Annotated in this window: 9 protein-coding genes; 4 read left to right on the forward strand and 5 right to left on the reverse strand. The window is 43.3% G+C overall.

Going from position 1 to position 10,707, the window contains the following annotated elements; genetic code table 11:
* The 3 genes from Q7J41_RS00500 to Q7J41_RS00510 form a co-directional block, all read right to left on the reverse strand.
* Positions 1-494 (reverse strand): TetR/AcrR family transcriptional regulator (locus Q7J41_RS00500; protein WP_304884207.1); only part of this gene is annotated, 494 nt, incomplete at its 3' end.
* Positions 495-643: 149 nt separating this feature from the next.
* The gene (argH, locus tag Q7J41_RS00505; RefSeq protein ID WP_304884209.1) at positions 644-2,023 is read right to left on the reverse strand and encodes an argininosuccinate lyase; all 1,380 of its coding nucleotides are present in this window, start codon (positions 2,021-2,023) and stop codon (positions 644-646) included.
* A gap of 6 nt (positions 2,024-2,029) precedes the next feature.
* The gene (locus Q7J41_RS00510; protein ID WP_370650960.1) at positions 2,030-3,253 is read right to left on the reverse strand and encodes an argininosuccinate synthase; all 1,224 of its coding nucleotides are present in this window, start codon (positions 3,251-3,253) and stop codon (positions 2,030-2,032) included.
* A gap of 388 nt (positions 3,254-3,641) precedes the next feature.
* On the opposite strand from Q7J41_RS00510, the gene argC reads away from it, so the two are divergent.
* The 4 genes from argC to Q7J41_RS00530 are packed head-to-tail and all read left to right on the forward strand — an operon-like array spanning position 3,642 to position 8,018.
* On the forward strand, positions 3,642-4,682 hold the full coding sequence (gene argC / locus Q7J41_RS00515) for an N-acetyl-gamma-glutamyl-phosphate reductase (protein WP_304884213.1): 1,041 nt from the start codon (positions 3,642-3,644) through the stop codon (positions 4,680-4,682).
* Positions 4,683-4,724: 42 nt separating this feature from the next.
* Entirely contained in the window at positions 4,725-5,948 is a 1,224-nt protein-coding gene (gene argJ / locus Q7J41_RS00520) for a bifunctional glutamate N-acetyltransferase/amino-acid acetyltransferase ArgJ (protein WP_304884214.1), read from the forward strand.
* Positions 5,949-5,966: 18 nt separating this feature from the next.
* Positions 5,967-6,836: an acetylglutamate kinase gene (gene argB, locus Q7J41_RS00525; RefSeq protein WP_304884215.1), complete on the forward strand. Its 870-nt coding sequence runs from the start codon at positions 5,967-5,969 to the stop codon at positions 6,834-6,836.
* Between the two features lie 9 nt (positions 6,837-6,845).
* Positions 6,846-8,018: an acetylornithine transaminase gene (locus Q7J41_RS00530; RefSeq protein ID WP_304884217.1), complete on the forward strand. Its 1,173-nt coding sequence runs from the start codon at positions 6,846-6,848 to the stop codon at positions 8,016-8,018.
* Positions 8,019-8,308: 290 nt separating this feature from the next.
* On the opposite strand, the gene Q7J41_RS00535 is transcribed toward Q7J41_RS00530, so the two are convergent.
* Together Q7J41_RS00535 and Q7J41_RS00540 are read right to left on the reverse strand one after the other, a co-directional pair.
* Entirely contained in the window at positions 8,309-9,787 is a 1,479-nt protein-coding gene (locus Q7J41_RS00535) for a cell wall metabolism sensor histidine kinase WalK (RefSeq protein WP_304884219.1), read from the reverse strand.
* Complete coding sequence (locus Q7J41_RS00540; protein ID WP_304884221.1) at positions 9,774-10,451, reverse strand: response regulator transcription factor; 678 nt, start codon at positions 10,449-10,451, stop codon at positions 9,774-9,776. Before Q7J41_RS00540 ends, Q7J41_RS00535 begins: the two co-directional genes overlap by 14 nt.
* Positions 10,452-10,707 lie beyond the last annotated feature (256 nt).

A 10,707-nucleotide genomic window follows, 5' to 3' on the forward strand; every position in this document is an offset into this window, starting at 1 on the left:
TCATAGGCAAGATTGATGCCTTGAGTAGCACCGGCACTGGAATAGGAAATAAAAGCGATTTCAAAGTCGCTGTAATGAAGATCACAGCTTTCAGCCAGTTTGCGATAAAAATCGGTGACCACACTTTGCTCTTTGTAGAGAACATTTTCGCCCAGCAAATCATAATAAAAACGGCTGAAATTTTTATTGAACCGCATATTATTATTAAGTACCCGCCATTCGATGGCAGTCTGTAATAAAAGGGTTGTTTCAATCCCTAAATTTTTCAGCTTTTCGGTGACCTTCGCTTTGATCGAAGACATGATTTCGTTATAGACTTCAATCCCCAGGCCGCCTTTTGAGCCGTAATAATAGTTGATCAGCCCAACATTTGCCCCGGATTCCTTGGCAATCTTCAGGCAAGTCGTGCTGGTATAGCCATTTTCATAAAACAAGGCTTTGGAAGCCTCATAAATCTTTTCCTTTGTTTCTTTACCAACCTTGTATTTTCCCATATTATACTCTCTATTTCTATATTTTAATTAAGCGTAAAATTATGATTAACGTTTTTAAAAGCATAACATATTTCTTTGTGAAAAACAAGACAAAGGAAGTGATAAAAACTTTCTTGATTTAATTGGCAGGGCGAATCAAATTTATAATATTAGTTTTGGGCAAGCCATTGGCGACTAAGAGCAATGGCTTTTCGAACTTGCTCTTCAGCCGGTCCGCCAATAATATTTCGTTGGTTGACACAGACATTCAAATCAATGGCAGCAAAGATTGATTCGTCAAAAACTGGCGAGACACTTTTATATTCATCAAGGGTTAACTCATCCAGGCTTTTTTGTTGTTCTAAAGCAAAAAATACCAGTTTGCCGATAATTTCATGGGCGTCACGAAAGGCAACGCCATGTTTAACCAGCCAATCGGCGGCATCGGTGGCATTGGAAAACCCGCCAGCAGCGGCCTTTTTCATCGTGGCTTTATTGACGGTCAGGGTTTTGATCATTTTGGCAAAGGTGATCAGGCAGATTTTAATGGTATCATAGGTGTCGAATACCGGTTCCTTATCTTCCTGCATATCTTTATTATAAGCCAGGGGAATGCCCTTCATGGTGGTTAACAGACCCATCAGGTTGCCGTAAATGCGGCCGGTTTTGCCTCTGACCAGTTCGGCAATATCGGGATTTTTTTTCTGGGGCATAATGCTGCTTCCGGTACTAAAAGCATCATCCAGGGTGATAAAGTTAAACTCACTGCTGCACCAGAGGATAATTTCTTCCGAAAAGCGGCTTAGGTGCATCATTAACACAGCTGCAGCTTCCAGAAAATCAAGACAGAAATCCCGGTCGGAAACCCCATCCAGACTGTTCAGAGAAACAAAGGCAAAGTCCAGCTCTTCCGCCACCGCTTTCCGATCCAAAGGATAGGTGGTGGTGGCTAATGCGCCAGAACCCAGCGGCAAGGTGTCGGCCATGGCTTTTACCTGAGTCATTCGGATCATGTCCCGTTTAAACATTTCCACATAAGCCATCAGGTGATGACTAAAGGTAATTGGTTGGGCTCGCTGCAGGTGGGTATAGCCTGGCATGATGGTATTGGTATGATCTTCGGCCAGATCCAGCAGGGTGAGAATCAGATTTTGGATCAGTGATTTGCTGTCGGTGGCAATCTCTTTGACATAGAGGCGCATGTCGGTAGCAACCTGATCGTTGCGGCTGCGGCCAGTATGAAGTTTTTTACCAATATCACCAATCCGTTCGGTCAGAATGGCTTCGACATTCATATGAATATCTTCCATCGACACCGAAAATTCAATATTTCCGGCTTCGATGTCGAGAAGAATCGCTTCCAGGGTTTCAATAATTTTATCAGCTTCGGCTGGATCAATAATATTCTGTTTCCCAAGCATTCGGGCATGGGCAATACTTCCAGTGATGTCCTGTTTGTACAGGCGTTGATCAAAGGATATGGACGAGTTAAAATCATCAGTTAAAAGGTCGGTTTTTTTAGAAAACCGACCTCCCCACATTTTTTTCATTATGTTTTATTCCCCTTTTTCTTCTCGGCTGAGTCGCATTAAAGCACGAACCTTAAGCGGTAAGCCAAATAAATGGATAAATCCTTCAGCATCTTTATGATCATATAGATCGCCGGTAGTAAAGCTGGCGATTTCGGCATTGTAAAGTGAGTATGGTGAAGCCACGCCAATAAGAATAATATTACCCTTATATAATTTTAAACGAACATTCCCAGTAACCGTTTTTTGAGTTTCATCGACAAAGGCTGTTAAAGCTTCGCGAAGGGGAGTGTACCATTCGCCATTATAGGCCAATTCAGCAAACTTAACGGCAGCCTGTTGTTTAAAGCCGAAGGTTTGACGATCAAGACACATGTGTTCCAATTCTTCATGAGCGTTATAAAGGATTGAACCGCCGGGGGTTTCATAAATCCCGCGGGATTTCATCCCAACCACCCGGTTTTCAATGAGATCTACGACGCCGATGCTGTGACGACCGCCGATAATATTAAGTTTTTCAAGCAGTTCGCGGCCAGTCATTTCAACGCCGTTTAATCGGACGGGAATACCTTCTTCAAAGTCAAGACTGACAATTTCCGCTTCATCAGGCGCTTCTTCCAATGGTGTTGTCATTTGCAGTAATTTTTTATATTGTGGTTCTAAAGATGGATCTTCCAACTCCAGACCTTCATGACTCATATGTAAAATGTTTTTATCACGGCTGTAGCTGTTGCTGATCGACATCGGCACCTTGATATCATGCATGACACAGTAGTCCATCGCATCTTCACGGGATTTAATATCCCAAATTCGCCAGGGGGCAATGATTTTTAATTGCGGTGCTAAAGCGCCAATAGTCAGTTCAAAACGGACCTGGTCGTTGCCTTTGCCGGTAGCGCCGTGACAGATGGCTTCGGCGCCTTCCAGTTCTGCATATTTTACCAGAACCTTGGCAATTAAAGGACGAGCCAGAGAGGTACCCAATAAGTATTTTTTTTCATAAATTGCGTCAGCTTTAAGGGCTGGCCAGACAAAGTCTTCGACAAACTCATCGGTAACGTCTTCGATATACAATTTGCTGGCGCCGGAAGCAAGGGCTCGTTCTTCAAGACCGTCTAGTTCGGTGCCCTGTCCGACATCCACGCAGACGGCAATAACTTCATAGTCGTAGGTGTTTTTAAGCCATGGTATAATGGTGGTGGTATCCAATCCACCGGAATAAGCAAGAATTACTTTTTTCTTCAATTTTATATCCTCCTGATAATTATCTTTTTTTTGTATAATCAACTTATTTACATGAATGATTATACAATCATTTTACACGAAATGCAAGTATAAAAAGAAAAATAATATAATTAATTAATAATTATGCATAAAAGTGCTTGATTATGCATTGTGAGTCGAGTATAATACAGAAATAAGATGTTGATAAATTTCATAAACTAACAGACAGACCTCATTTATTTTGGTAAAATGAATATTTAGAGAACTTGTGTTGGCGGATTATTAATGGGACGAAAATAGAATATTAAGATTGTAGATAAACTCCGTACCGATTCTTATGCGAATCGATTGTACGATTCTGTTTGCCTAAACTCTTACTATTCTTAAACAAAGGCATTAAGAAAGGAAAATTAAAATGATTAAAGCATCTGTTATCGGAGGGACTGGTTATGCCGGACAGGAACTGATCCGAATTTTAATGCGGCATCCGGAAGTAGAAGTGGTGACAATCGGAACCAGAAGCTTTTCCGGGCAAAAATTTAGCGATGTCTACGGAAATTTCGAAAGCATTACCGATCTTGTTTGCGAAGCAACGGACATCACGGTGCTGGCAGAAAAGTCGGATGTGGTATTTCTGGCTTTACCTCATGGCATCGCATCCAAAACCGTTACGGCGGATGTGTTAAAGAAAACAAAGGTCATTGATCTAGGCGCCGATTTCCGCCTTAAAGATATTGATGTCTATGAAGATTGGTACAAAACCGAACATTTTAACCATCCATTACTTAATGAAGCGGTTTACGGATTATGTGAATTGCATCGGGATGAGATCAAAAAAGCCCAGCTTATTTCGAATCCCGGCTGCTATACAACCTGCAGCATTTTAAGCCTGGCACCGCTTTTGAAAAATAATCTCATTGATACCAGCAGCATTATCGTCGATGCCAAATCCGGGGTAACCGGAGCTGGTCGGGGAACGATAACTGAACTGATGTACTCGGAGTGCAATGAAACTATCAAGGCCTACAAAATCGGGTCCCATCGCCATACCCCAGAAATTGAACAGGAATTGCGGCTGTTAAACGGGCAGGACTTTAATATTCTGTTCACCCCCCATCTGGTTCCGATGAACCGGGGAATTCTGGCATTATCTTATGCTAAGTTAACCGCAGACCTGAGTCTGGAAGAGGTAAAGGCGATTTACAAAGACTTCTATCACGATGAGTATTTTGTTAGAATCCTGGAAAATCGGATGCCGGAAACCCGCTGGGTGAAGGGTACAAATTATTGCGACATCGGTTTGACCATCGATCCCCGAACCAACCACGTCATTGTGGTGGGAGCCATCGACAACCTGATTAAAGGGGCAGCTGGACAGGCGGTTCAGAATATGAATATCTGTTTTGATCTGGCCGAAAAAACCGGCATCGACTTTATTGCCGATTTCCCAATCTAAACAAAAATTTGGATAAGTTATTTTAATACGAGGAGTAAAGACATGAAAGTAATAAAGACAGGCGGAGTAACAACACCCACAGGTTTTAAAACCGGTGGGATCAATTGCGGCATCAAAAAAAGCGGAAAAAATGATCTGGCGATGATTGTTTCAGAAGTACCAGGCGCAACCAGTATTATGACAACAACGAATGTTGTCAAGGCAGCACCGATTCTCTGGTGTAATAAAGTCATGGACAATCCCTATAAGCAGGCGGTGGTGGTCAACAGCGGCAACGCCAATGCCTGCACCGGACATAAAGGCGAAGCAGCGGTGGCAGCCACAGCCAATAAAGCAGCAGCGGTTTTGGGTTTGCAGCCGGAGGATGTACTGATCGCCTCAACTGGGGTTATCGGGGTGGTCTTGCCGGTGGAAAAAATCCTATCTGGCATTGAGTTTATGGTGCCAAAGTTGGGAAATACTGAGGAAGATGGCGATATTGCTGCCAATACGATTCTCACCACCGATACGATTCAAAAAACCATCGCTGTCGAAGTGGAAATAGGCGGGAAGTCAGTGAAGATCGGCGGCATGGCCAAGGGTTCGGGGATGATTCACCCCAATATGGCCACGATGCTGTCCTTTGTGACCACCGATGCAAAGATTGAGCCAACCCTGCTTGATAAACTGTTAAAAGAAACCACGGTAGATACCTACAATATGATCTCTGTCGATGGTGATACCAGTACCAATGATATGGTCACGGTGATTGCCAACGGTTTGGCCGACAATCAGCCCTTACAGGAAAATACCCCAGATTATGAGCTCTTTAAAGAAGCCTTTATTTATGTTCATAAAACCCTGGCTAAAAAAATCATTCGCGACGGCGAAGGCGCTTCTAAGTTTGTCGAAGTGGAAGTTCATGGTACCAAAACAAAGGATGATGCCCGTAAGCTGGCAAAATCAGTGATTACTTCCAGTCTGGTCAAAACAGCGTTGTTTGGCGAAGATGCCAACTGGGGACGAGTGCTCTGTGCCTTGGGTTATTCCGGTGCCGACTTTGATCCACTAAAAGTCTCATTGGTTTTTTCCAGTCAGGCCGGGATGATCACCCTTTTAAATGATGGTGCCCCGATCGCTTTTGATGAAGATGAAGCTAAAAAAGTTTTATCCGAAACTGATATTTACATTGCGGTTGAAATGGAAGAAGGCGACGAAAAAGCCGTAGCCTGGGGTTGTGATCTGTCCTACGACTATGTTAAGATCAATGGCGATTACCGAAGTTAAAAAAGAAAAGAGTAATAAATGGAAAAATATATTGAAAAGGCCAAGATTCTGATTGAAGCCTTGCCCTATATCCAACAGTTTAAAAAGAAAACCATGGTCATTAAATATGGCGGCAGTTTTATGTATGATGAGGCCAGAAAACAGTCGGTTATGGATGACATTTCGCTGATGCGACTGGTCGGCATCCGTCTGATTATTGTTCATGGTGGCGGCAAAGATATTTCCGGGATGCTAAGTGACTTAGAGATTCAAACCGAATTTGTTGAGGGTTTGCGGATCACCAACGAAAAGGTGGTGGAAATTGCCGAAATGGTCTTATCGGGAAAAATCAATAAAGAGATTGTACAGCTGCTCCAGAACCGGGAAATGAACGCCGTCGGCCTTTCCGGCAAGGACGGTGGGATGATCAAGGTTAAAAAGAAATTTATCAATAATCTCGACATCGGTTTTGTTGGGGACATTATCCGGGTTGATAACCGGCTCTTGAATACCCTGTTAAAAGACGACTATTTGCCGGTTATCGCACCGATTGGTACCGATAAAACCGGCCAGAGCTATAATATTAATGCCGACCATGTGGCCTATGCCATAGCCAAAGCAATGAAGGCTGAAAAACTCATCTATCTGACCGATACCGATGGGGTCTACATGGATCCGGATAACCCTGATTCAATTATTCGGCGGCTCTTTGCCGAAAATGTACCCAAGCTGATTGAAGAAGGAATTATCTCCGGCGGGATGATTCCCAAGGTCGAAAACAGCGTCGACGCTCTGAACCAGGGGGTCAATTCAGTACATATTTTAGACGGCAAGGTTGAGCACTCCATGTTATTGGAACTGTTCACTGCCGCCGGGGTGGGAACGATGATTCGTCGTTCCATTATTTAGGAGGACAAAATGGATTTAATAACACGAGGAAACAATGTGATCATGGAAACCTATAAACGTTTTCCATTGGTATTTGATAAGGGTCAGGGCTGTGTGCTGACGGATAGTGACGGCAAAGAATATCTGGATTTTGTCGCTGGGATCGCTGTCGATGCGCTGGGTCATTCCCATCCGGGGGTGCTGGCGGCGATGCAGGCGCAAATGGAAAAACTGGTGCATATTTCCAATCTTTACTGGTCTGAACCGGGAATTGAACTGGCCGAGATGCTGACCAAAGCCAGCGGACTGGACAAGGTTTTCTTTTGCAACAGTGGGGCGGAAGCCTGTGAAGCGGCCTTGAAATTGTGCCGGGTTTACGGCAAGCTCAAAAAAAATAAAGAGGCGGTAGAGATTATTGCCATGGAACAGTCCTTTCATGGACGAACCTATGCCGCAATTACCGCCACCGGTCAACCAAAATATCAGGAAAACCTGGAACCGCTGATGCCGGAGATATATCATGTGCCTTACAATGATATCGCTGCCCTGAAGGCTCAGATCAGCCCCAAAACCTGCGGCATTATTTTAGAACCAATTCAGGGCGAAGGGGGAATATACCCCGCCGATCTGGACTATTTAAAAGAAGTTCGAAAAATCTGTGATGAACAAAATATTGTGCTGATTTTTGACGAAGTGCAAACGGGGATTGGCCGTTCGGGAAAACTGTTTGCTTATCAGCAATACGGAGTCGTGCCGGATGTGGTGACCATGGCCAAAGGTTTAGGCGGCGGTGTCCCTATCGGCGGCATTATTGCCAAAGATCATGTGGCCGAAGTCTTTACTCCGGGAACTCATGCGTCCACCTTCGGCGGAAATCCATTTGTGACGGCCACTGCCAAATATGTCATTGAAACCCTCACTGCACCGGGATTTTTTGAAGCAGTGGTTGAAAAAGGGGATTATCTGAAAAGCAAACTGGAAGCATTGAAGAAAGACCATCCGGCCATTAAAGAGGTTCGCGGCATGGGACTGATTGTGGGTGTTCAGATTGACGCTGATCTGGGTGCCATCGTTGCCAAAGCGATGGAAAAAGGCTTACTCCTGATTACTGCCGGCAGCAATGCCATCCGTTTTGTACCACCCCTGGTGGTTTCCAAAAAAGAAATTGATCAGGCTGTTCAGATTTTTTCTGAATGTTTATAAGTAGTTGTGTGGAGTGATAGGATCGCCCCTTCAGACTGTCAAAAAAAGATAAAGCAGTACCGACAATTGTTACATCATGTTGTACGCATCGGAGCGGACACGGCATCGCCTGTCCGATTTCCGCGCAGGCAACGAGCCAATCACAAGCTTGCTTGTAGTTGGCGACTGCCCGCGACTAATGCGAAAGGAGCAAAGCGGATTTCGTATTGGTCGCGGCGAACAACAGATTAACAATTGGTCGGTACGGTAGTTTATCGACAACCTCGTGGGGCGATTGAATCGCCCCTTTTTTAATGTTTTTTTAGGAAAATAGACGCTTTGGTGCCCTGATTGATTTCACTAGTAATAACCAGCTTGCCGTGATGAATGCTGATGATGCTGTCAATAATCGATAAACCCAGGCCGGAACCGCCGGATGATCGTGAACGATCACTGCTGACGCGGTAAAAGCGTTCTTTAATTTTTTCAAGTTCAGATGGAGGGATGCCACAACCGCTATCGCTAACTGTGATTTCATTCATTTTTTTATTGCAAACCCGGCAGCTCAGGGTGATGGTTCCACCAACCGGGGTGTATTTGCGGCTATTGTCCAGCAGACCCCGGATGGCTTGGATCAGTAGGCCTTCATTACCCCGGACAAAGGCATGGTCACAGGATTCCATGATGTATTGATGGTCCGAGTCAATCATCTGACACTGATAAAAAATCTTTTCCAACAGCACCGAAACATCAAGAATGATAAAATCTTGATCAAAATAATTGTTTTCAATGCGCGTAATCAACAGTAAATCTTCGACCATCTTATTCATACCCTGTATTTCATCGCGAATGGCATCAATCGATTCATCCCGGAGCTGCGGGTCGTTTTTGCCCCAATCTGATAAAATATCAATATAGCCTTGAATAACCGTCAGGGGAATGCGCAGTTCGTGGGAGGCGTCGGAAACAAAGCGTTTCTGGTTATTGAAAGCCAGCTCAAGTTTTTTAATCATCTGGTTTAGCGACATAATCAGCTGATCCAGCTCATCCTTGTTGCCGGTTTCTTCGATCCGCACGTTGAGATTATTTTCAGTGATGTTCTTGGCTGTTTCCGAAATTTCTATCAGCGGTTTCAGGGTTTGTTTGGTGCCATAAATGCCGAGCAGGATAATCGCCATCAGTCCCAGAATACTGATGGCGATCATTAGGACAAACAAGGTGGTCATAAATACATAACTGTCATTGAGGTTTTTGATAATCTGGAGATAAATAATATCGCCGTCTTCCAGCACGTAGTAAGACCCCAGATAATAGTATTCAATCTGGTTGTAACGCAGCGAATTTACTGCGATCATCTGATCGTTATCATCATTAAAACTGAATTCGAATAAATGAAAATTGTATTTTCCCAGATTTTCAGCAACCAGCAAATCGGTCAGAATTTCCGAAGATTGATAAGTATTGCCCTGATTATCTTTAAGCTGATAGGCAATCAGGGAATTATCCTTGACATAGGGGTACAATTTTTCAGAGATAAATTCCAGTCGCTGATCTGCCGGTAAACTGAGCAGCGTCGGCATGTTTTCATCCAGGGTATTGATGACGTAATTATTAAAACGGATCATCGTGGATTTGCTTTCGTTTAAAATAAGTTGTTGCGAAAAAAAGAATACCATTAAAAACGACAGGGTCAGAACAGCGGTAAGAGCCAGAATAAAAAAGAAAACGATGCGATGATATATTTTCAGCGGCTTTTTTCGTCCTGGGATATTTAGTTTATCGAACCACATAACCTCGCCCCCGAACGGTCTGGATCAGTTTTTCAGCAAAATCCCGATCGATTTTATCGCGCAGATATTTAATATAAACATCGACAATATTATCACCGCCATCATAATCAAAGCCCCAGACTTTATCAAGTATTTGTTCCCGGGACTGAACCAGATCATGATTAAGGACGAGATAATAAAACAGGTCAAATTCTGTTCGGGATAAGGTGACTTCCTGGGACTGGCGTTTAACGCTGAAGGAGTCCAGATCGATCTCAATGTCCTTAAAAACCAGATGGCTGTTTAGCGCTGCTTCTGGTGCGTTTTTCCTGATGTTGGCTTTGATCCGGGCTAGCAGCTCTTCAAAATTAAAGGGCTTGGTCACATAATCATCGGCACCTAGTTCAAAACCAGTTACGACATCACTGGTATCGTCTTTGGCGGTTAATAGGATAATCGGCAGGTGATGATTCTGCACTTTGATATATTTTAGAACATCATAACCAGAGACCTCTGGTAGCATAATATCAAGTAAAATCAGATCAACGGCAGGATTTTGATGATAGGCTTCAATCCCTTCCCGGCCAGTAAAAGCCTTAACCGTCGCAAAGCCCGCATGCTTAAGCTGCAGTTCAATGATCCGGGATATTTTTTTATCATCTTCAATAATGAGTATATCTTTCATGGGAACCTCCATAATCAATCGATAAATAAAAAAGACAAAAGTAATATCGAAAATTGTTGAAACAGAAAACAATTGGTTGGTACCGTTGTTTTCGATTACCCTAAAATAATATCATATTTTCTTTGTTTTATATAGCTTTAAGATTTCAGCTCTATAATTAGGCTGTTAGCTTATAATCAAAATCAAAAATATGGAAGGAGTCGCTTTATGCGTATACTATTTGTAGAAGACGAAAAAAAAATAACCGATGCACTCC

The organism is Acetobacterium sp. (assembly GCF_030652775.1).
In the GTDB taxonomy this organism is placed as follows: domain Bacteria; phylum Bacillota; class Clostridia; order Eubacteriales; family Eubacteriaceae; genus Acetobacterium.

Coding starts and splice junctions, on each gene's coding strand:
- argH (WP_304884209.1), bottom strand. CDS start 2,023: ATGAAAAAAATGTGGGGAGGTCGGTTTTCTAAAAAAACCGACCTTTTA.
- argC (WP_304884213.1), top strand. CDS start 3,642: ATGATTAAAGCATCTGTTATCGGAGGGACTGGTTATGCCGGACAGGAA.
- argJ (WP_304884214.1), top strand. CDS start 4,725: ATGAAAGTAATAAAGACAGGCGGAGTAACAACACCCACAGGTTTTAAA.
- argB (WP_304884215.1), top strand. CDS start 5,967: ATGGAAAAATATATTGAAAAGGCCAAGATTCTGATTGAAGCCTTGCCC.
- Q7J41_RS00530 (WP_304884217.1), top strand. CDS start 6,846: ATGGATTTAATAACACGAGGAAACAATGTGATCATGGAAACCTATAAA.
- Q7J41_RS00535 (WP_304884219.1), bottom strand. CDS start 9,787: ATGTGGTTCGATAAACTAAATATCCCAGGACGAAAAAAGCCGCTGAAA.
- Q7J41_RS00540 (WP_304884221.1), bottom strand. CDS start 10,451: ATGAAAGATATACTCATTATTGAAGATGATAAAAAAATATCCCGGATC.